20 protein-coding genes are annotated in these 21,451 nt (G+C 71.0%); 12 read left to right on the plus strand and 8 right to left on the minus strand.

The window, feature by feature from the left end; translation table 11 throughout:
• Positions 1 to 70: 70 nt before the first annotated feature.
• Positions 71 to 745, minus strand: coding sequence for a Crp/Fnr family transcriptional regulator (locus tag IE140_RS13175; protein ID WP_003967450.1), 675 nt, complete (start codon positions 743 to 745; stop codon positions 71 to 73).
• Between the two features lie 450 nt (positions 746 to 1,195).
• Between IE140_RS13175 and nth the strand changes: the two genes are divergently transcribed.
• The 3 genes from nth (at position 1,196) to IE140_RS13190 (ending at position 4,332) form a co-directional block, all read left to right on the plus strand.
• On the plus strand, positions 1,196 to 2,158 hold the full coding sequence (gene nth, locus IE140_RS13180; protein WP_229826768.1) for an endonuclease III: 963 nt from the start codon (positions 1,196 to 1,198) through the stop codon (positions 2,156 to 2,158).
• A gap of 115 nt (positions 2,159 to 2,273) precedes the next feature.
• Positions 2,274 to 3,035 carry an NUDIX hydrolase gene (locus IE140_RS13185; RefSeq protein ID WP_088577220.1) on the plus strand — a complete coding sequence of 254 codons (762 nt, stop codon included), beginning with the start codon at positions 2,274 to 2,276 and terminating at the stop codon, positions 3,033 to 3,035.
• A gap of 91 nt (positions 3,036 to 3,126) precedes the next feature.
• Positions 3,127 to 4,332 carry a MarP family serine protease gene (locus IE140_RS13190; protein WP_150195635.1) on the plus strand — a complete coding sequence of 402 codons (1,206 nt, stop codon included), beginning with the start codon at positions 3,127 to 3,129 and terminating at the stop codon, positions 4,330 to 4,332.
• An 89-nt stretch (positions 4,333 to 4,421) separates the two neighbouring features.
• Here IE140_RS13190 and IE140_RS35945 read toward each other — a convergent pair whose 3' ends face one another.
• From IE140_RS35945 to acs, 5 genes are all read right to left on the minus strand, one after another.
• Complete coding sequence (locus IE140_RS35945; RefSeq protein ID WP_109179498.1) at positions 4,422 to 4,625, minus strand: hypothetical protein; 204 nt, start codon at positions 4,623 to 4,625, stop codon at positions 4,422 to 4,424.
• 115 nt (positions 4,626 to 4,740) lie between these two features.
• Complete coding sequence (locus IE140_RS13195) at positions 4,741 to 5,763, minus strand: alpha/beta fold hydrolase (protein WP_150195637.1); 1,023 nt, start codon at positions 5,761 to 5,763, stop codon at positions 4,741 to 4,743.
• A complete protein-coding gene (locus IE140_RS13200; RefSeq protein ID WP_109179500.1) occupies positions 5,760 to 6,299 on the minus strand; it encodes a phage holin family protein in 540 nt (179 codons plus the stop codon). The genes IE140_RS13195 and IE140_RS13200 overlap by 4 nt, the downstream gene beginning before the upstream one ends.
• Positions 6,300 to 6,339: 40 nt before the next feature.
• Positions 6,340 to 7,752, minus strand: coding sequence for a Na+/H+ antiporter NhaA (gene nhaA / locus IE140_RS13205; protein ID WP_150195639.1), 1,413 nt, complete (start codon positions 7,750 to 7,752; stop codon positions 6,340 to 6,342).
• Positions 7,753 to 7,994: 242 nt separating this feature from the next.
• Positions 7,995 to 9,995, minus strand: a complete 2,001-nt coding sequence (gene acs, locus IE140_RS13210; protein WP_093444260.1) for an acetate--CoA ligase — start codon at positions 9,993 to 9,995, stop codon at positions 7,995 to 7,997.
• Between the two features lie 418 nt (positions 9,996 to 10,413).
• On the opposite strand from acs, the gene IE140_RS13215 reads away from it, so the two are divergent.
• Entirely contained in the window at positions 10,414 to 11,772 is a 1,359-nt protein-coding gene (locus IE140_RS13215; protein WP_150195641.1) for a polysaccharide deacetylase family protein, read from the plus strand.
• Positions 11,773 to 12,008: 236 nt separating this feature from the next.
• On the opposite strand, the gene IE140_RS13220 is transcribed toward IE140_RS13215, so the two are convergent.
• A complete protein-coding gene (locus tag IE140_RS13220) occupies positions 12,009 to 13,004 on the minus strand; it encodes an ATP-binding protein (RefSeq protein ID WP_150195643.1) in 996 nt (331 codons plus the stop codon).
• Between the two features lie 102 nt (positions 13,005 to 13,106).
• On the opposite strand from IE140_RS13220, the gene IE140_RS13225 reads away from it, so the two are divergent.
• Positions 13,107 to 13,931, plus strand: coding sequence for a Fic family protein (locus IE140_RS13225; protein WP_093444262.1), 825 nt, complete (start codon positions 13,107 to 13,109; stop codon positions 13,929 to 13,931).
• 539 nt (positions 13,932 to 14,470) lie between these two features.
• Here IE140_RS13225 and IE140_RS13230 read toward each other — a convergent pair.
• Positions 14,471 to 15,316, minus strand: coding sequence for an HAD family hydrolase (locus IE140_RS13230; protein WP_150195645.1), 846 nt, complete (start codon positions 15,314 to 15,316; stop codon positions 14,471 to 14,473).
• 499 nt (positions 15,317 to 15,815) lie between these two features.
• Between IE140_RS13230 and ssd the strand changes: the two genes are divergently transcribed.
• The 7 genes from ssd to IE140_RS13265 all read left to right on the plus strand — a co-directional run bounded on the left by ssd (position 15,816) and on the right by IE140_RS13265 (position 21,435).
• Positions 15,816 to 16,952, plus strand: coding sequence for a septum site-determining protein Ssd (gene ssd / locus IE140_RS13235; protein ID WP_093444263.1), 1,137 nt, complete (start codon positions 15,816 to 15,818; stop codon positions 16,950 to 16,952).
• Entirely contained in the window at positions 16,949 to 18,097 is a 1,149-nt protein-coding gene (locus tag IE140_RS13240) for a TadA family conjugal transfer-associated ATPase (protein WP_093444264.1), read from the plus strand. Before ssd ends, IE140_RS13240 begins: the two co-directional genes overlap by 4 nt.
• Positions 18,098 to 18,102: 5 nt before the next feature.
• Positions 18,103 to 19,062 (plus strand): type II secretion system F family protein, encoded by a 960-nt coding sequence (locus tag IE140_RS13245; protein WP_189460388.1) that lies wholly within the window; start codon positions 18,103 to 18,105, stop codon positions 19,060 to 19,062.
• 35 nt (positions 19,063 to 19,097) lie between these two features.
• Positions 19,098 to 19,901, plus strand: coding sequence for a type II secretion system F family protein (locus IE140_RS13250; protein WP_167533506.1), 804 nt, complete (start codon positions 19,098 to 19,100; stop codon positions 19,899 to 19,901).
• Positions 19,902 to 20,055: 154 nt separating this feature from the next.
• Positions 20,056 to 20,322: a DUF4244 domain-containing protein gene (locus IE140_RS13255; RefSeq protein ID WP_093444267.1), complete on the plus strand. Its 267-nt coding sequence runs from the start codon at positions 20,056 to 20,058 to the stop codon at positions 20,320 to 20,322.
• A gap of 103 nt (positions 20,323 to 20,425) precedes the next feature.
• Complete coding sequence (locus tag IE140_RS13260; protein WP_229826770.1) at positions 20,426 to 20,830, plus strand: TadE family type IV pilus minor pilin; 405 nt, start codon at positions 20,426 to 20,428, stop codon at positions 20,828 to 20,830.
• A complete protein-coding gene (locus tag IE140_RS13265; protein WP_189460391.1) occupies positions 20,827 to 21,435 on the plus strand; it encodes an Rv3654c family TadE-like protein in 609 nt (202 codons plus the stop codon). Before IE140_RS13260 ends, IE140_RS13265 begins: the two co-directional genes overlap by 4 nt.
• The last annotated feature ends 16 nt before the right edge of the window (positions 21,436 to 21,451 follow it).

Raw genomic sequence — 21,451 nt, forward strand, 5'->3', positions numbered from 1 at the left:
CAGGGCCCCGGATCAGTGCCGGGGCCCCGATCGGCGTCGGGGCGTCGGCAGGGCACCCCGTGGGCTCGGCTCAGCGCGAGCGCTTCGCCAGCCGCTCGACGTCCAGCAGGATGACCGCGCGGGCCTCCAGGCGCAGCCAGCCGCGGCCCGCGAAGTCCGCGAGGGCCTTGTTGACCGTCTCGCGGGAGGCGCCGACCAGCTGGGCCAGCTCCTCCTGGGTGAGGTCGTGCACGACGTGGATGCCTTCCTCGGACTGGACGCCGAAGCGGCGCGACAGGTCCAGGAGGGCGCGGGCGACCCGGCCCGGCACATCGGAGAAGACCAGGTCGGACATCTGGTCGTTGGTCTTGCGCAGCCGTCGGGCGACCGCGCGCAGCAGCGCGGTGGCCACCTCGGGCCGGGCGTTCAGCCAGGGCTGCAGGTCGCCGTGGCCGAGGCCGAGGAGCTTGACCTCGGTCAGTGCGGAGGCGGTCGCCGTACGCGGGCCCGGGTCGAAGAGCGACAGCTCTCCGATCAGCTCGCCGGGGCCGAGCACGGCCAGCATGTTCTCGCGCCCGTCGGGCGAGGTGCGGTGGAGCTTCACCTTGCCCTCGGTGACCACGTACAGGCGGTCACCCTGGTCGCCCTCATGGAACAGCGCGTCTCCGCGCGCGAGGGTCACCTCACTCATCGAGGCGCGGAGCTCCGCGGCCTGCTCGTCATCGAGCGCCGCGAAAAGCGGGGCGCGCCGCAGAACGTCGTCCACGAGTTCTCTCCTTGTCGGCCTGTCCAGGGAACCGTGGTCCCCATCATGCCGGACGGTAAAACAGTGCGATCAATCACAAACCAGTTTGACGCACGGGCGTGCCGGACCCTACGGCAGGGGGCCGATCGGGGGCGGATATGCCGTGGCAAGGGTGGTTGTCGGTGCCTGGCCCTAGGCTGGCCGGGTGTCCGGATCGCCGGGGAGAGCGCAGGCCAAGGGGGCTGACGGGGTGGTGAAGGGCGACGATTCCGCTGTGGGCGAACAGCCCCGGCTGCGCCCGAAGAATGCCGCGAATGGCTCCCTCGGAGACGCGCACGGCGCCCCCGGAGGGCCGGGGGAAGACGTTCGGGAAGCGGGAAGTCGGCCAGGAGGTCCGCAGTGTCATCGTCAACGCCCGGGAAATCCGGCAGGACGGCCAGAACCGGGGAGCCCGGCACAACTGGAAAGAACGTGAAGGCGGCCAAGGAAGGCACCAAGGCCAAGGCAGGCACCAAGGCCAAGGAAGGCACCAAGGCCACCAAGGCCAAGGCGGCCACCGACGCCAAGGCAGGCACGGAGTCCAAAGCGGCCACCGAGTCCAAAGCGGCGGCCACCACGGCCAAGGGCGCCACCACGGCCAAAGCGGCGGCCCCGCGCAAGGCGCCGAAGGCCGAGTCCCATCTCGCGATGGTCCGCCGGGCGCGCCGGATCAACCGCGAGCTCGCCGAGACCTACCCGTACGCCCATCCCGAGCTGGACTTCCGCAACCCCTTCGAGCTCCTCGTGGCCACGGTCCTCTCCGCCCAGACCACCGACCTGAGGGTCAACCAGACGACGCCCGCGCTCTTCGCCGCGTACCCCACGCCCGAGGACATGGCGGCGGCGGTGCCGGAGGAGATGGAGGAGATCATCCGGCCGACCGGGTTCTTCCGGGCGAAGACGAAGTCGCTGCTCGGCCTCTCGGCGGCCCTCCGGGACGAGTTCGGCGGCGAGGTCCCGGGACGTCTGGAGGACCTCGTCAAGCTGCCCGGCGTCGGCCGCAAGACCGCCAACGTCGTTCTGGGCAACGCTTTCGGAGTCCCGGGAATCACGGTCGACACGCACTTCGGCCGCCTGGTGAGGCGCTGGAAGTGGACGGACGAGGAGGACCCGGTGAAGGTCGAGGCGGTCGTCGCCGGGATCTTCCCCAAGAGCGAGTGGACGATGCTCTCGCACCGCGTCGTGTTCCACGGCCGCCGGATCTGCCACGCCCGCAAACCGGCCTGCGGGGCCTGCCCCATCGCCCCGCTCTGCCCGTCGTACGGGGAGGGCGAGACCGATCCGGAGAAGGCCGGGAAGCTCCTGAAGTACGAGATGGGCGGCTATCCGGGGCAGCGGCTCAGCCCGCCCGCCGACTACCCGGGCAAGCCCGCGCCCGCGCTGGGTGCCGGATAAACCCCCAGGCCTTTCGATTGCTCAGGTTCACCCTCAGGGCGGATTCATTCCCCAGGACGGAACGGCTCGGAACGAAATGGCCGACGACACGCGTTGTGAATCGACGGGGGTGCCCATGACGCACACGCATACACACAGCACGGCGCAGGCTGGGAACGGCCCCGCCGGGAGCCCGCCGGGCCACGGACCCGTCAGTCGTGTTCCCGGCATGGCCGTCGACATCACCACCGACGGCCTGCCCGCCTGGCTCGACCCCGTCGCCGACGCCGCGCGCAGTGTCCGGCCGCAGCAGCTCAGCCGTTTCCTGCCGCCCGAGAGCGGGGCGGGCCGGCAGTCCGCCGTCCTGATCCTGTTCGGCGAGGGGGAGCGCGGACCCGAGCTGCTGCTCATGGAGCGTGCCGGGACCCTGCGCTCCCACGCCGGGCAGCCGTCCTTCCCCGGGGGCGCGCTGGATCCGGAGGACGGCGACCAGGCCACCACCGGGCCGTTGCGGGCGGCGCTGCGCGAGGCCGAGGAGGAGACCGGGCTCGACCCCCGCGGCGTACAGCTGTTCGGCGTGCTGCCCCGGCTCTACATCCCGGTCAGCAGCTTCGTCGTGACGCCCGTGCTCGGCTGGTGGCGGGCGCCCAGCCCGGTCGGGGTGGTCGATCCAGGCGAGACGGCCCGGGTCTTCACGGTCCCCGTGGCGGATCTCACGGATCCCGCCAACCGGGCCACCGCCGTGCACCCGAGCGGGCACGCCGGCCCGGCATTCCTGGTCGAATCGGCCCTGGTCTGGGGTTTCACGGCGGGAGTGATCGACCGGATTGTGCACTACGCCGGATGGGAACGCCCCTGGGACAGGACCAGACAGGTGCCGCTCGACTGGCGCGCATGACACGCTGGCTGTTCTGCTGCGCTGTTCCGGGCCCGGCCCGGACCCCGTCACCACCGACGGGCCAGGTGACGAAACTGCGAGGCTACAGACGGTGAACGTGCTGGACATCCTGCTGCTGCTGGCTGCCGTGTGGTTCGCGGTCATCGGCTATCGCCAGGGCTTCGTCGTCGGCATCCTGTCGGTGATCGGTTTCCTCGGGGGCGGCCTCGTCGCCGTCTACCTGCTGCCGGTCATCTGGGACCGGGTGACCGAGGACGCCGAGGTCTCCACGGCGGTCGCCATCGGCGCGGTCGTCGTGGTGATCATCTGCGCCTCGATCGGCCAGGCCTTCACCACCCACCTGGGCAACAAACTCCGCCGGTACATCACCTGGTCGCCCGCGCGCGCCCTGGACGCCACCGGCGGCGCGCTGGTCAACGTGGTGGCCATGCTGCTGGTGGCCTGGATGATCGGCCTGCTGCTGGCGGGCACCTCGCTGCCGACCCTCGGCAAGGAGGTCCGCAACTCCTCGGTGCTGCTCGGCGTCGACCGGGTGATGCCGGACCAGGCGCCCACCTGGTTCCAGGACTTCTCCTCCGTCCTCGCGCAGAACGGTTTCCCGCAGGTCTTCAGCCCGTTCGCGAACGAGCCGATCACCGAGGTCAAGGCCCCGGACCCGGCCCTGGTGGGCAGCCCGGTGGCCGCCCGCGCCAAGAAGTCGATCGTCAAGGTCGTGGGGACGGCCCCGAGCTGCGGCAAGGTCCTCGAAGGGACCGGGTTCGTCTTCTCCGAGCGCCGGGTCATGACCAACGCGCACGTGGTCGGCGGCGTGGACGAGCCCACCGTCCAGATCGGCGGCGAGGGCCGGCTGTACGACGCGAAGGTCGTCCTCTACGACTGGCAGCGCGACATCGCGGTCCTGGACGTTCCCGACCTCAAGGTCAGGCCGCTGCAGTTCACCGGCCCGGACGACGACGCGGAGACCGGCGACAGCGCGATCGTCGCGGGCTTCCCCGAGAACGGCGCGTACGACGTGCGCTCGGCCCGCGTCCGTGCCCGCATCAACGCGGACGGCCCGGACATCTACCACCGGGGCACGGTGCGCCGCGATGTGTACTCGCTCTTCGCGACGGTGCGCCAGGGCAACTCGGGCGGACCGCTGCTCACTCCGGACGGAAAGGTGTACGGAGTGGTGTTCGCCAAGTCGCTCGACGACCCGGACACCGGCTACGCGCTGACGGCGGACGAGATCCGCGAGGACATCGAGATCGGCCGCACCGCCAACCAGCAGGTCGACAGCCAGGGCTGCGCCCTCTGAAGGTTGTTGCAGAACACCTTCGGGGCCCGCAGCCGGTCCGGACGGACCCCCGGGAAGCTCTTTGAGCCCCGGGGGTCCTTTGGTGAGGGTCAGTTACGGGGGTGTCGGAGCCGTGCCGAGACCCAGCGGGCCCGACGGCGGAGGATGCGGGAAATCCCGAGACGGGAACGGCGAAGGTCATGCACGTGGTGCACCCGGCCCCGAGGGCCGCTCCCCTCATGAGTGCTCACACCGGTCGAGACGGCGGAGCGGCGGTTGCGTGCTTCGTCGGTGAAGTCGTGCGTCCAGCCCATACCCCGACGTCTGCCCGTGACCCAAGGTCGGTAATCGTGTGCGAGTCAGCCAATTGGCCTATGCGGCAGGCAATTGGCTGTTCGTCGGACACCTGTGCCAGGGAGAGGCCGGCGGCTACCGGTCCGGCTCGGGGTCCTTGAGCCAGTTGATGAGTTCGGTGGAGAAGCCGATCGGATCCTCCTCGTGCGGGAAGTGCCCGACACCGTCGAAAAGTCGCCACCGGTAGGGCGCCTCGACGTACTGGCCGGACCCGGCCGAACTGCGGGTGCGGACCGCCGGATCGAGCGACCCGTGCAGGTGCAGCGTGGGCACCCGGACCGGGCGCTTCATCCGCCGGTTGAACTGGATCCCGTCGGGGCGCGCCATCGACCGCACCATCCAGCGGTACGGCTCGATCGAGCAGTGCGCGGTGGAGGGGATGCTCATGGCCCGCCGGTAGACGTCCAGGGTCTCCTCGTCGGGGAACTCCGGGGTGCGGGGGCCCGCCCAGTCCTGGATGAGGTCCCCCACCAGGGCGGCGTCGTCCGCGAGGAGCTGACGCTCTGGCAGCCATGGGCGCTGGAAGCCCCAGACGTACGAACCGGCCCGCGACTGGGCGAAGTCGGACAGCATCGAGGAGCGCCAGCGGCGCGGGTGCGGCATCGAGGAGACGACGAGCCGACGGACCAGCTTGGGCCGCATCACGGCGGCCGTCCAGGCGAGGTAGCCGCCGAGGTCGTGGCCGACCAGGGCCGCGTCGGGCTCACCGAGGGAGCGGATCACGCCGGTGACGTCGAGGGCCAGGTTGGCGGGGTCGTAACCACGCGGCGTACGGTCGCTTCCGCCCACCCCGCGCAGGTCCATCGCGACCGCCCGGAACCCGGCGTCGGCCAGCGCGGTCATCTGGTGGCGCCAGGTCCACCAGAACTGCGGGAAGCCGTGCAGCAGGAGCACGAGTGGCCCGTCGCCCAGCTCGGCGATGTGGAAGCGCGCACCGTTGGCCGCCACGTCGCGGTGGGTCCAGGGGCCGTCGATCCGCACCGGCCCGCCGGCCGCGGTCCGGCCCGGGGAGCCCGTGGCCGGGCCGGACGGGGAGGCCGGGCCCTCCGGGTCTCCGGGACCCGTCGGACCGAATGCGCTGGAATCGGGAACGGTCATGTGGACGAGCGTGCCACAGACCCGGCCTTGTCCCGACCGGAGCCGCCTTCGACGTCCTTCTTCGCCAGCGAGCTGCCGGAGACGGCGGAGCGCTCGATGATCGCGGCCGCCTCGACCGAGGGGCGCGGATGCGGCTTGGCCTTCTGCAGGACGGCGGCGGTCTGCTTGGCGGAGGCGATGGACTTCTCCGGCGGCTTGATCTTCTTGAACTTCCGCAGACCGATGAACGCGATCAGCGCGGCCAGGAGGATGAAGGCGCCGGCCACGATCAGGAAGGACCACGCCAGGCCCAGGCCCAGGTTGTGGATCCCGTAGGCAGCGGCGAAGCTCAGCATCGGCATCGTGAACAGCAGCAGCACGCCCGCGGCGATGAACGCGGCGCTGCCGATCGCCCCGCGCTTGACGTCCTGCCGCACCTCCGCCTTGGCGAGGGCGATCTCGTCGTGCACCAGCGCGGACATCTCGGCCGTCGCCGAGGCGACCAGCTGCCCGATGCTGCGGTCCGTGCTGCCCGCGTAGTTGCCGGGGTCGCTCATCCCTGACTCCCTCTCCGTCTTCGACACATCCGATGTCAGATCATGCCGGACTGTTCGGCTTGTCGCTCGCTGCCCCCGCCCGCTCTTCGGCGAGCCGGCGGTGTTCGGCCGCCTTGCGCTCAAGGATGGCGGCCATCCGCAGGTGATACTCCGGATCATCCTGCTCGTAGACATCCGGTACCCCGGATTCGTCCTCGTCCAGCTCCTCGGCCTCGTACAGCTCCTTGTACTTGCGCACGCGGAGCTTGAGGAGCACGCAGGCGATCAGGGCGGCGATCAGCGATCCGATCAGGACGGCGGCCTTGATCTCGTTGACCATCTCCGGGTCGCCCTCGAACGCCAGCTCGCCGATGAGGAGCGAGACCGTGAACCCGATGCCGGCGAGTGAGGCGAGGGCGAGGACGTCTGCCCAGGCCAGGTCCTTGTTCAGCTCCGCCTTGGTGAAGCGGGCGGCGAGATAGGTGCCACCGAAGATGCCGACGGTCTTGCCGACGACGAGGCCCAGGACCACACCGAGCGTCTCGGGCCGGGTGAAGACGCCCGCCAGAGCCTCGCCGTTCACCGAGACCCCGGCCGAGAACAGGGCGAACAGCGGGACGGCGATTCCGGCCGACAGCGGGCGGACCAAGTGTTCGATGTGCTCGCCGGGGGAGTGGTTCTCGCCCTCGCGGCGGCTGCAGCGCAGCATCAGGCCCATGGCGACACCGGCGATGGTGGCGTGGACGCCGCTGTTGTACATCAGGCCCCAGATGACCAGGGCGAGCGGGACGTAGACGTACCAGCCCCGGACCTCGAAGCGCAGGAGGAGGTGGAAGACGACGAGGCCGAGGACGGCCCCGCCGAGGGCCAGGAAGTTCAGGTCCGAGGTGAAGAACACCGCGATGATCATGATCGCGAAGAGGTCGTCGACGACGGCCAGGGTCAGCAGGAACGCGCGCAGCGCGGACGGCAGCGAGGTGCCGATGACCGCGAGGACGGCGAGCGCGAAGGCGATGTCGGTGGCTGTGGGGACCGCCCAGCCGTCCGTCGAGCCGCCGCCGATGACGGTGGTGAGGAAGTAGACGAGGGCGGGCACGGCCATACCGCACAGGGCCGCCACCACCGGGAGGGCCGCGGCCTTCGGATCGCGCAGTTCGCCCGCGACCAGTTCGCGCTTGAGCTCGACACCGGCGACGAAGAAGAAGACCGCGAGCAGTCCGTCCGCCGCCCAGTGCGCCACGGAGAGGTCCAGGCCGAGGGCGCCGGGACCGAAGTGGAAGCCGCTGACCTCCTTGTACGAGCCGCCGAAGGTGTTGGCCCAGACGAGTGCGGCGACCGCCGCCACGAGGAGCAGCACACCGCCGACGGTCTCGGTACGGAGGGCCTCCGCCACGTAGTTCCGCTCGGGGAGCGAGAGCCTGCCGAGCAGAGAACGCTGGGGCGGCGTGGGAGTGGGCGGAGTGGGCGGTGCCACGAGAGAAACCTCCGGGTCGGGGCGGTGTACGGGCATGACTGATCGCTTGCCGACCAGACTTCCCGGCGCCCCTGTAGAGATGTTCTCTGAAGTTGTCCGAATGTGTTGTTGTGGAGCGCCCACCCTACCTGGGGTGTGCGGAGCGCGATCGTACGAGGTGATCGTCGCACTGCACGCGCGATGGGCACCCGACGCGTCGCCGGGTGCCCATCGGAGCCGTACGCCTGAAGGGTCTGCTGTGGTCAGTCCTCGTCGGACGAGGAGGACGGCAGCTGGGTGGTGATCAGGTCCATCACCGAGGAGTCGGTCAGCGTCGTGACGTCGCCCAGTTCTCGGTTCTCGGCGACATCGCGCAGAAGCCGGCGCATGATCTTGCCGGACCGGGTCTTCGGCAGCTCGGCGACCGGCAGCACCCGCTTGGGCTTGGCGATCGGGCCGAGCGTCGCCCCGACATGGTTGCGCAGGTCCGCGACCAGCTCGTCGGAGGCGGTCGCCGTACCGCGCAGGATCACGAACGCCACGATGGCCTGGCCGGTCGTCTCGTCGGCCGCGCCGACCACGGCGGCCTCGGCGACCGACGGGTGGGAGACGAGGGCGGACTCGACCTCGGTGGTCGAGATGTTGTGCCCGGAGACGAGCATGACGTCGTCGACCCGGCCGAGCAGCCAGACGTCGCCGTCCTCGTCCTTCTTCGCCCCGTCGCCCGCGAAGTACTTGCCCTCGAAGCGCGACCAGTAGGTGTCGATGAAGCGCTGGTCGTCGCCCCAGATGGTGCGGAGCATCGAGGGCCACGGCTCGGTGAGGACGAGGTAGCCGCCCCCGCCGTTCGGTACCTCGTTGGCCTCGTCGTCCACGACGGTGGCGGAGATGCCCGGCAGCGCGCGCTGGGCGCTTCCCGGTTTCGTCTCGGTCACACCGGGCAGCGGCGAGATCATCATCGCGCCGGTCTCGGTCTGCCACCAGGTGTCCACGATGGGGCACTTGTCGGCGCCGATGTTCTTCCGGTACCACATCCACGCCTCGGGGTTGATCGGCTCACCGACCGAACCGAGGACGCGGAGCGAGGACAGGTCGAACTTCGCGGGGATGTCGTCGCCCCACTTCATGAACGTACGGATCGCCGTCGGGGCGGTGTAGAGGATCGTGACGCCGTACTTCTGCACGATCTCCCAGAACCGGCCCTGGTGCGGGGTGTCCGGGGTGCCCTCGTACATGACCTGGGTCGCGCCGTTGGCCAGCGGCCCGTAGACGATGTACGAGTGGCCGGTCACCCAGCCGATGTCGGCGGTGCACCAGTAGACGTCGGACTCCGGCTTGAGGTCGAAGACGGCGTGGTGCGTGTACGAGGCCTGGGTGAGGTAGCCGCCGGAGGTGTGCAGGATGCCCTTCGGCTTACCCGTGGTGCCCGAGGTGTAGAGGATGAAGAGCGGCTGCTCCGCGTCGAAGGCCTCGGGGGTGTGCTCGGCGGACTGCCGGGCGGTGATCTCGTGCCACCAGACGTCGCGGCCCTCGGTCCAGGCGGTGTCCTGGCCGGTGCGGCGGACGACGAGCACGTGCTCGACGGTGTCGAACCGGGAGACGGCGTCGTCGACGGCGGGCTTCAGCGCGGAGGGCTTGCCGCGGCGGTAGCCGCCGTCGGCCGTGATGACGACCTTGGCGTCCGCGTCCTTGATACGGGCGGCGATGGCGTCGGCCGAGAAGCCGCCGAAGACCACGGAGTGCGCGGCGCCGATGCGGGCACAGGCCAGCATCGCGACGGCGGCCTCGGGGATCATCGGCAGATAGACGGCGACCCGGTCGCCCTTGCCGACACCCAGCTCGGTGAGCGCGTTGGCGGCCCGGGATACCTCGTCCTTCAGCTCCGCGTAGGTGATGGCCCGGCTGTCGCCCGGCTCGCCCTCGAAGTGGATGGCGACCCGGTCGCCGTTGCCGGCCTCGACGTGGCGGTCCACGCAGTTGTACGCGACGTTCAGCTTGCCGTCCGCGAACCACTTGGCGAAGGGCGGGTTGCTCCAGTCGAGGGTCTCGGTCGGCTCGGTGGCCCACGTCAGGCGGCGGGCCTGCTCGGCCCAGAAGCCCAGCCGGTCCGCCGCGGCCTGCTCGTACGCCTCTGCGGTGACGTTGGCGTTGGCGGCCAGCTCGGCAGGCGGAGCGAACTTCCGCTCTTCCCGAAGCAGGTTGGCCAGGCTCTCGTTGCTCACGACTTCTCCCAGTCCCAGGGTGTCCGTTGTGTCCCGGGGCATAGCTCATCAGGCGCGAGGCCGGGTGACAAGAGCCTGCCGGGAATTGGTTTAGACCTGTGTTCTCGTGTATGGGGCCATGATCCCGCTCCGCGTTCGAGAGCCGCCGAACGACGCGTGGCGTGCGACATTTCCGGCCATCCGAACGGGGTCATCTGATGGCACGGGCCTTGGGTCCGTCCGGTTCAGGCGGGGCGGCGTTCGGGCTATTTGGTAACTCCTATCGGTGAATAAGAATCTTTTCATTCGGTATGTCGCTCTTGTCGGTGTGGGGCTGCGTGCGATTTTGGCCGCGCCGTCGTCGGAATTTCGCCACGCTTCGACGCACTTCGACGCACTTCAGCTCACTTTGAAGCGTTTCGACGGCGCGTTTCGACGGCGCACTCCGACGCAAACGACCTGCAAGGAAGAGGGTGGGCGGATGATGGCCGCCACGAAGAGGATCGCCATGGGCGTCATGTCCACGGCCCTGGTCGCCGTTCTCGCGGGCTGTTCCGGCTCTGTAACCGGTACTGGCGCCGGGGCCGGAGGGTCGGCGTCCGGAGGTGCGGAGGCCGACGCGGAGAAGGGGGCCCACGGCGCCAAGGAGAATCCGCCGGCCAACGCCCCGAAGAACGCGGTCAAGCTCATCGGGGACGGGTCCACCGCCTTCACCGGGGTCCAGCCGAACATGCCGGCCGTCGAGCGCCTCGCTCCCGGCGAGAAGCCTCCCCAGTTCGTGGTGTTCTCCTGGGACGGTGCCGGGGAGGACAGCCAGAAGCTCTTCTCGCACTTCCGCGGTGTGGCCAAGAAGTACAACGCGAGGATGACGTACTTCCTGAGCGGTGTGTACCTGCTGCCGGAGGAGAAGAAGGACCTCTACAACCCGCCCCAGCACGCGCCGGGCCGCTCCGACATCGGCTTCAACGACACCGAGGGGATCCGCGACACCCTGGCCGAGGTCCGTGCCGCCTGGAAGGACGGCAACGAGATCGGTACCCACTTCAACGGCCACTTCTGCGGCGCGGACGGCGGCGTCGGGACCTGGTCCGTCGATGAGTGGAAGAGCGAAATCAGCCAGGCGAAAGCTTTCGTCAAGGGTTGGAAGACCAACGCCCCGGAGCTGAAGGGCGAGGCCCCGCTCCCCTTCGACTACGACAAGGAACTGATCGGCGCGCGCACCCCCTGCCTCGAAGGCAAGGAGAACATGGTCGCCGCCGCCCGGAACATGGGCTTCCGATACGACTCCAGCGGCGTCGGCAACCAGGTCTGGCCCCAGAAGAAGGGCGGGGTCTGGGACATTCCGCTCCAGCTCGTCCCGATGCCCGGCCGCGCCTTCGAGACCCTCTCGATGGACTACAACTTCATGGTCAACCAGTCCGGGACGACCACCCAGGGGGACCCGTCCCAGCACGAGTACTGGGGGAACCAGATGCGGGACGGGCTGCTCCAGGCCTTCGACCGCTCGTACATGGGCAACCGGGCGCCTCTGATCATCGGCAACCACTTCGAGTCCTGGAACGGCGGCACCTATATGCGTGCCATCGAGGAGACCATCGCGAACGTGTGCACCAAGGAAGGTGTGCGCTGCGTGTCCTTCCGGCAGCTCGTCGACTGGCTGGACGCCCAGGACCCGAAGACGCTGGCCAAGCTCACGACGCTCGGCGTCGGCGAGGCCCCCAAGGCGGGCTGGTCGTCCTACCTCGGCGACAAGCCGGGCGCCGCGCAGCCCGCAGAGAAGTCCGCAGAGAAGTCCGCGGAGAAGCCTGCGGAGAAGTCCGCGGAGAAGCCTGCCGAGTAGCCTGCGGGCACCGACGCGGGTGAGCCTCCAGCCGGGGCGACTGCTTGACCTCGGCTTTCCGCGGCCGTCCCGTCGCATCACCGCATCACCGCATCGCCGCGTCACCGCGTCACCGCGTCGTTCGCCGGCCACCCCGGGGGGGCCGGCGAACGACGTCCGGGGGCCGGTGATCCCGCCCCGGCTCCCGTCCGTACCGCTTCAGGCGGTTGCCACGACGCCCGCCCCGCTGTACCGCTTCAGGCGGGTGCTGCGATGCCCGCCCCGGCGTGCCGTTCGTCGAGCACGAAGGCCGGGTCGACCTGGGCGGCCAGGTCGGCGCCGGTCTTCTCGTTGCCCCAGCTCTCCGCGTTCTTCAGGTGGAAGTGCACCATCTGGCGCGTGTAGCGCTCCCAGTCGCGGAGCCCGTAGGAGTCCTCGGCGGTGTCCTGGAGCGTCTGCAGGGCCATCCGGTTGTCGGCCTCCAGCAGCTCGAACCTGGACGGCCGCCCCTTCTCCATCGCCCGGACCCAGTCGGAGTGACCGACCCCGATCAGCAGGTCGTCGCCGACCTCCGCGCGCAGGAACTCCAGGTCGTCCTGGTTCTGCACCTTGTTCCCGACGACCTTCAGGGCGACGCCGAAGTCGCGCGCGTACTCCTTGTACTGGCGGTACACCGACACCCCCTTACGGGTCGGCTCCGCGACCAGGAACGTCATGTCGAACCGGGTGAACATGCCCGAGGCGAACGAGTCCGAGCCCGCCGTCATGTCGACCACGACGTACTCGTCGGGGCCGTCGACCAGGTGGTTGAGGCAGAGCTCCACCGCCCCCACCTTGGAGTGGTAGCAGGCGACGCCGAGATCGGACTCCGTGAAGGGGCCCGTCGCCATCAGCCGGATGTCCCCGTCGTCGAGCCGCACCGTACGCGCACAGGCGTCGAAGATCGGGTTGTCCTCGCGGACCCGGAGCAGCCGGGAACCCTCGCCGGGCGGAGTCGTCTTGATCATCGTTTCGGCGGAAGCGATACGGGGGTTGGTGCCCCGCAGATAGTCCTTGATGAGGGGGAGGTGAGCGCCCATGGCGGGCAGCACGGCGGCCTCCGCGTCATCCAGACCGAGGGCTGCCCCCAGGTGCTGGTTGATATCGGCGTCCACGGCGATGACGTGGGCTTCGTTGGCGGCGAGGTGGCGGATGAAGAGCGAGGACAGCGTGGTCTTGCCGCTGCCGCCCTTCCCGACGAAAGCGATCTTCATGTTCACCTAGGGTAGTGGGTCGATTGCTTTGCGCTGTCATCGTTCGTGAAGATGGCCACTTGAGGGTGGTCCGGGAGAGGCGGGCGCGTAGCCTCGCTACTTATGAGTACGACTGCCTCAGACCCGCTTGCCGCGCTCGGTTCCCTGCCCGGCGTGCCCGAAGCCGTGGACTCCGTGCGCAAGGCCGTCGACCGGGTCTACGGTCACCGCGTCATGCGGCGCCGCAGCAATGAGGTCACGGCCGAAGCCGCACTGCGGGGCTCTCGTGGTTCGGCCGCGCTGGCCGGTGCCGACTGGAACCTCGAAGAGGTCCGTCGGCGCACCGACTTCAGCGGAGAGGACGAGGCGCGCACCGTCGGTGCGGCGCTACGGCTCACCGCGGAAGCGGGGCAACTCCTTTCCATCTGGCGCCAGTCGCCGCTGCGGGTGCTGGCCCGGTTGCATCTGGTGGCAGCCGGCGGGGCGACCCCCGACGACGCGGTGGGGCGCCCCCGGCTGGCGGGCGAGGCCGTCGACGAGCCGCTGATCGAGGCGCCGGTTCCCGGGGCCGAGGAAGTCGCCGGACGACTCGAAGGGCTCTCGCGGCTGATCATCGCGGGCGGTAGTGCCCCCGCCCTGGTCACGGCGGCCGTGGTGCACGGTGAACTGCTGGCGCTGCGCCCGTTCGGCTCGCACAACGGCCTGGTGGCCCGGACGGCCGAGCGCATCGTGCTGATCGGCAGCGGGCTGGACCCGAAGTCGATCTGCCCGGCCGAGGTGGGGCACGCGGAACAGGGCCGGGCGGCCTATGTAGCGGCGTTCGAGGGCTACACGGCCGGAACCCCCGAGGGCATGGCCGCCTGGATCACCCATTGCGGGCGCTCGATCGAGCTGGGCGTACGCGAGTCGACCGCGGTGTGCGAGGCACTCCAGCGGGGCGCCGCCTGAGGTTCCGGCGACAGCCCGGTGGGAGGAGGCGTCCCGGGTCGAGGGTGATGGCTCGGTCGTGGATGGTGGTCCGGTGCGGGGGAGGTCCCTCGGGCCTGGAGTGATGGTGCGGCCCGGGACGGTGGCCGGATGCGAGGGCGGCAGACCAGCCCGACGGGGGGATGGTGCGGGGGCGGCCTGGAAGCGATGGCCCGGTGCAAAGGGTTGCGGCGGTACCGGAGTGCGGTACCGCCGCTGGCACGTCGGCCCAGTTACCAAGCGTCCTCGTAAATTGCCCATCAGGTCGGGTGCTTTGCCCGTCACCTGGTGCGGCTGGCCCGTATTCGACGGGTCGACGTCGCGTGGGTGCTCGGCTTTCGTGCGCGGTCCGTGGGGCCGTCCTGCGTACAACAGGTCATCCTCGCGGATGTCCTTGGTCTCGCGGGCCGTTATGTCCTTTGTACTCCAGGACCAGAGGAACGGAAACCCCTGGACCCGCTTCTTTACTTTTGGGTTCAATCAAGGGCGAATCGGGCGGGTGTTTCCGGCTGGGGCATGCTTCACCCGGGCAGGGCGGCGCCGGTGGTGCGGCGGCGGCTGGCGTACCAGACCAGCCCGGCGGTGACGGCCGCCGCGCCGACTGCGGCCGCCGCCACGAGGGCGGGGCGCGGCGGCATCGAGAAGGCGGGCAGGCGCTGCTTGAGTCGGACCGGGCGGTTGAAGACGAGAATCGGCCACTCGCGAAGGGTCGCTTCGCGGCGCAGCGCGCGGTCGGGGTTGACCGCGTGCGGGTGGCCGACCGACTCCAGCATGGGTACGTCGGTCGCCGAGTCGCTGTAGGCGTAGCAGCGCGAAAGGTCGTACCCCTCCGAGACTGCGAGCGCCCTCACGGCTTCGGCCTTGGTGGGGCCGTAGGCGTAGTACTCGATCTCTCCCGTGAAGCAGCCGTCGTCGCCGACGACCATGCGCGTTGCGACGACCCGGTCGGCACCGAGCAGTTCGCCGATGGGTTCGACGACTTCGGCACCGGAGGTCGAGACGATGACCACGTCGCGTCCTGCCGTGTGGTGTTCCTCGATGAGGGTGGCGGCCTCGTCGTAGATGATCGGGTCGATCAGGTCGTGCAGGGTCTCGGCGACGATCTCCTTGACCTGCTGGACGTTCCACCCCTTGCAGAGGGCGGAGAGGTATTCGCGCATCCGCTCCATCTGGTCGTGATCGGCGCCCCCGGCGAGGAACACGAACTGTGTGTACGCGGTGCGCAGTACGGCGCGGCGGTTGATCAGTCCGCCTTGGTAGAAGGACTTGCTGAAGGTCAGCGTCGAAGACTTCGCAATGACCGTCTTGTCCAGGTCAAAGAAGGCTGCTGTGCGCGGCGAGAAGCAGTTTTCCACAACGCTGAGCATAGGGGCCCACCATTCGGCGTAAACTCCGGCGCGTGGGTTTGCCTGAGAAGGGCCTCGGGTACACCATGGAAGTCACGGATCGTTCGCGACCGTGCTAACCCGGTCCGACTCCTCCCCCCCCGAGTCGGCCGTGGGGACGACCCCCGCTCTCCCCCCCGGCGGGGGTCGTCGCATGTCCGGACGCGTTTTAGGGGTGGAAGCCACCTTATGTCTCCCATCTGGCCGTCGTCGGCCTGATCGTGTGAGCCGGCCTTCTTGCGACTCGTCTCGTCACAGTGTGTAGCCAAGGGGCTGCACTCCGGAAGTCGCTGGTATGGGTGACGAAGTTATTCACAACCCGGGGGTTGTCCACAGTTTTTCGTCAAGATCCACATGTTTTTCCGTGGTGCTGCACGTTGATTCCACCCGCGAAGTCCGCGGGTGCCGGAATCGCGCATCTCGGAACGCCCGAGAACACCGCGAACCGCACTGAAGGGGCAGTGAGAAGGGGGCGGAGATCGTGGCTGGATCCCTCGCAGGAGAAGAGGCGGCGGTCGTCGGCGGGCGGCGCGGAGGCCCGCTGATCGTGACGGAGGACGTGGAGCTGCTCGACGACCTGCTGCGGCTGTGCGCGGCGGCCGGCGCCGAGCCGGAGGTCCATCACGGGCCGCCCGGGCGTCGGGGCAGCTGGGAGCGGGCTCCGATGGTGCTGGTGGGCGACGACGCCGCCGCGCGATGCCGGGGCGCCGAACGGAGGAAGGGGGTGATGCTGGTCGGCCGGGACCAGGACGACCCGGACGTATGGCGGCGGGCGGTGGAGATCGGAGCCGAGTACGTGCTGCGGCTGCCCGACTCCGAGGGCTGGCTCGTCGACCAGATCGCCAACGCCGCCGAGGGCGTGGGACGGCCCGCGCTCACGGTCGGCGTGCTGGGCGGCCGGGGCGGCTCCGGCGCATCGACGCTGGCCTGTGCCCTTGCCGTAAGTGCGGCGAGGTCCGGCCGGCGGACGATGCTGATCGACGCCGACCCGCTGGGAGGCGGCATCGACGTCCTGCTCGGCGGCGAACGGGCCGAGGGCCTGCGGTGGCCGGATTTCGCGCAGTCGAAGGGGCGGCTCGGGGGCGGAGCCCTGGAGGACTCGCTGCCCGCGCTCCACGGGCTGCGGGTGCTGAGCTGGGGACGCGACGACGAGGTGGTGATCCCGCCGCAGGCGATGCGGGCGGTGCTCGCTGCCGCGCGCCGGCTCGGTGGAGTGGTGGTCGTGGACCTTCCGCGCCGGGTCGACGAAGGAGTCGCCGAAGCCCTGGCCCAACTCGATCTCGGGCTGCTCGTGGTGCCGGGCGAACTGCGCGCGGTGGCGGCGGCCAAGCGCGTCGCGTCCACGGCGGGAATGGTGCTGGACGACCTGCGCGTGGTGCCCCGGGGCCCGTATGCGTCAGGGCTGGACGGGCGCTGGGTCGCCCGGGCCATCGGCCTTCCGCTCGTGGGCGAACTTCCCTGGGAATCAGGCCTTCTGGACTCCCAGGACGACGGCACCCCGCCCGGCGGCAACGCCCGGAGCTCGTTGGCCCGGTTCTGCGCGGCCTTCTGGGACCAGGCGGCGGCTGCCGGGGACACGAGCCCCGTGACCGGCCCGCCCGGGGGAGGAACGGCATGACGGACGAACTGCTCGACGCCGTGCGTCAGCGGCTGGCACGCAGCGGTGCCGCTCCCACACCGGCCGGAGTGGCCGCCGCCCTGCGGGCCCAGGGGCGCCTGCTGGGCGATGCCGAGGTGCTCGGAGCAGCAGCGGAGTTGCGCGGTGAACTCGTCGGCACGGGCGTGCTGGAGCCGTTGCTCGCGGATCCGGAGGTGACCGATGTGCTGGTGTCCGCACCGGACCGGGTGTGGGTGGACCGGGGCGGCGGGCTCCAACTGACGGGCGTCACCTTCCCGGACGCGGCGGCTGTCCGCAGGCTTGCCCAGCGTCTCGCGGCGGTGGCCGGCAGGCGGCTGGACGACGCACGGCCCTGGGTGGACGCACGACTGCCCGACGGCACACGGATGCACGCGGTACTGCCCCCGGTGGCCGTCGCCTCGACCTGCCTCTCCTTGCGCGTGGTACGGCCGCGGGCCTTCTCGCTCGCGGAGTTGGTGGACGCGGGCACGGTGCCGCCGGGCGGCGACCGGATCCTGAGGGCTCTCGTGGAAGCCCGGATCTCCTATGTGATCAGCGGGGGCACCGGAGCGGGCAAGACGACGCTTCTCTCCAGCCTGCTGGGCGCGGTCGGAGCGAACGAGCGGATCGTGCTCGCCGAGGACTCCGCCGAGCTCCGACCGGACCATCCGCATGTGGTCCGCCTGGAGTCCCGCCCGGCCAATCAGGAGGGCGCGGGCCGCGTGACCTTGCGCGATCTGGTGCGGCAGGCGCTGCGCATGCGGCCCGACCGGCTGGTGGTCGGCGAGGTTCGAGGCGCCGAGGTCACCCAACTACTGGCCGCCTTGAACACCGGACACGAGGGAGGCTGCGGCACCGTTCACGCGAACGCCGCCGAGCATGTCCCCGCCCGACTGGAGGCCCTGGGCACCGCGGCCGGCCTCGACCGGGTCGCCCTGCACAGCCAGTTGGCGGCCGCGCTCTCTGTGGTCGTCCATCTCGTACGGGATCGCGCGGGGCGACGGCGGGTCGCCGAGGTGCACGTCCTGGAGCGGGATGCCGCGGGGCTCGTCTTCACGGTCCCGGCCCTGAGCTGGGGTGCCGGTGGATTTGTTCCGGAGCGGGGCTGGGAACGGCTGCGGTCGCTGATCGGCGGTGCGCTGTGACGGCGATGGCGACGGTTACCGCGACGACAGCGGCGGCGACTGCGACGACAGCGGTGACCTCGGCGTACGCGGCCCACGCGGTGGCTCTCTGCGCGGGATCGGCGGTGTGGCTCGCGATGATGCGGGACCCGGGCGTGCGGCGGGCGCGGGTGCTGTTCGTGGACGCTCCACCCGAGCCGCGTCGGCCGTGGGGCTGGTGGTCACGTCTGATCGAGGCCTGGGGGCGCGTGACAGAGACGGCCCGGGTGCGTCGGGAGTGGTGGTGCGTCCCGGGCGCGGTCCTGCTCGCGCTGCTGGGGAGTTCGGTGCTGCCGCTGGTCGCGGGAGTCGTTGCGGTCCCGTTGGTTCGCCGATGGCTGCGGAGGCGGACCGGAGCGCGGGAGGCGGAGAGAGGCGCGATCGCGGTCGAGGCACTGTGCGCAGCCGTGGTCGGGGAGTTACGGGCCGGACGTGAACCGGGACAGGCGTTGTCGGCCGCGCTGCGAGAAGGCCTCGCGGAGGACGGACCTGCGGCGCCGACCGCCTCCGGCAGCAGGCTGGGAGAAGCGGAGGCCGCGGTGCTGGCGGCGGCACGGTTCGGCGGCGATGTGCCGGCCGCGTTGCGGCAGGCGGCGGAGGGCCCGGGGATGGGCGGCCTGTCCGGGATGGCCGCGTGCTGGCGGGTGGCCGTGGACGGCGGGGCGGGCCTGGCGGCCGGGCTGGAGCGCCTGGAGGCCGCGCTGCGGGAGGACCGGCGGAGACGTGAGGAGTTGCGCGCCCAGTTGGCCGGGGCGTGGTCGACGGTCGTGGTCCTGGCGCTGCTCCCCGTCGCGGGTCTGGGGCTGGGCGCGGCCCTCGGCGCGGAGCCCTTGCGCGTACTGCTGCACACCCCGGGCGGTCTGGCCTGTCTGGCGGTGGGCTCGTTCCTGGAGGCGGCCGGGCTGTGCTGGGCCCGCCGAATCGTGCGGGGAGGGGAGGCGGTGTGAACGTGGTGGGCGGAGAAGTTCTCCACAGCCTGGGGATGTCGGCGGCGGTGCTGGGGGCGGCGGTGCAGGTGGCAGCCGTGATCGCTGCCCGATGTCGGAAGCGAGCGGTTCGCGGGCGAGGTGCGCAGCTCATGGGGGCGGACGCGGCCCCACGGTCCGGCAGGCGGGGCCGACTGGTCGAGCGGCTCCGGTCGAGCGGTGATCGGAGCCGTTCCGAGGCCGTGCGGCGGTGGGCGGCTCCGGGCGGGGCCTGGCTGACCGGATGGATCCTGGTCGGCGGCCTGCTGGGCTGCGCGGTCGGGGCAGCCGCGGCGTACGGGGCGTGGCTTTGGCAGCGAACCCGGCCCCGTGGGCGTCCCGGTCACAGCCCTTCGGAGCGTGCCGTGATCGCCGGGCAACTCCCTCTGGCCGCGGATCTGCTGGCCGCCTGTGTCGCGGTCGGGGCCGGCCCCCGGGAGGCGGCCGAGGAGGTGGGCCGATCCATCGGTGGCCCGGTCGGGGACCGGCTCGCCCGAACCGCCGTCGAGATCCGCCTCGGCGGCGAACCTGCCGATTCGTGGGGCCGGTTCGGGGAGATACCGGGCGCAGGCCCGCTGGCCCGCTGTCTGTACCGGGCAGGTTCGACGGGAGCCCCGGCGGCGGATCCCATTGCCAGGCTTGCCGCATCGATACGCGCCGAGCGAGCCGCCGGCGCGGTGGCGCGGGCGCAACGGGCCGGAGTGTTGATCACCGCGCCGGTCGGCCTCTGCTTCCTCCCCGCCTTCCTGGCGGTCGGGGTGGCGCCGGTGATCATCGGCCTGGCCGGCGACCTGCTCACGGCCGGCGGACCGGGCCGGTGAGGCCGTGCACGGTCCGTGGCCGACGGTTGCCGACGGCTGTCGGCAGATGCCGACGAATGCCGACCGGTCGTTCTGCCGGTCATTCAATTTCGCTGTCAGTCAAGGGTGTTCCGTTCGGGCGCCCGCTCGTCATCGATGTTCATCGGGGGATGAAATGGAAACGAAGTTCTGGGACCGGGCCGCCGGCGCTCTGCGCGGGGGACGGCTGTTCACGGGGGCGCCGGCTCGGCGGGCGAAGTGGTCCGCGTGGTGGGCGGGTCGGCTCGGCCGGTCCGATCGGGGGATGACCACCTCCGAGTACGCGGTGGGAACGATCGCGGCGTGTGCCTTCGCGGCGGTGCTCTACAAGGTGGTGAACAGCGGGCCGGTGCTGTCGGCGCTGCAGTCACTGGTCGAGGACGCGCTCGATGCGAAGTTCTGAGATCAGGTCGGGGCCCGGCCTGGTGACCCGGTTCGGGGCGCGGGGCGGGTGCCTTTCCCGGTGCCTCGACCGGTGTCTCTGTCGGTGCCTCGACCGGGGCCGCGTGCGGCGGTTGCGCCGGGGCCTGGACACGGGCGGAGACGGGGGCGGTGGCCGGGTCGGCGATCGGGGCGCGGTGACCGCGGAAGCGGCTGTGGCGATCCCGGTGCTGGTGGCGTTCGTCTTGGCCCTGCTCTGGGCGTTGATGGCCGCGGCGGACCAGATCCGGTGCGTGGACGCGGCGCGGGTGGGGGCTCGGGCCGCGGCCCGTACGGAGCCGGAGGCGGCGGTGGTCGACGCCGCGCGTGACGCGGCGCCGCAGGGGGCCCGGGTCGAGATGGGCCGGGAGGGAGACATGTGGCGCGTCCGGGTGGAGGCGCCGACCCGGGGGCCGGGTGTGCTGGCCCTGACGTTGAGCGCCGAGGCGGCTGCCTTGGCGGAGGACACGGTGGGAGGTGTCGAGCCATGAGGGCGGGGAGGGCCCGGGGCTGGGGATGGGGCGTGCTGAGCCGGGGCCGGAGCTGGGGGTCGGGGGGTGGCGCTGACCGCGGCGTGGCGACCGTGTGGGCGGCTGTCACCGTGGCCGTCCTGTGCACAGTGTTCGCCGTGGTGCTCGCGCTGGGACAGGCCGTGGCTTCCCGCCACCGCGCGGGCGGGGCCGCGGACCTGGCGGCTCTCGCGGCTGCGGACCGGGCGTTGGAGGGGGCGGGGGCCGCGTGCGAGGCGGCTCGGAGAGTGGCCCTGGCGCAGGACGCCGTGGTCGTTCGCTGCGCGGTGGAGGGGGAGGTCGCCGATGTGACCGTCCGCTCGGGATTCGGGCCCTACCTGCCCACCGTCCGGGCCCGGGCCGGCCCTCCGGCCGGTCCATCGGGCAGGGCTCCGACCGATGCCCCGGCCCGGTCTCCGGCAGATCCCTCCGGCGATGCTCCGGCAGAGCTCCCCGGCGATGTTCCGGCAGAACCGCGTGGCGGGCATCGGGCTGATCCCTTGGCCGGGGTTCCGAGCGATGACCCGGTCCGGTCTCCGGCAGGTTCCCCGGTCGGGGCCGCGGGTGAGCCGCGTGCAGGGCCCTGACGTTCTGGCAGCGGCG

Origin of the sequence: Streptomyces parvus, assembly GCF_014648875.1 — a bacterium.
GTDB lineage: Bacteria > Actinomycetota > Actinomycetes > Streptomycetales > Streptomycetaceae > Streptomyces > Streptomyces parvus.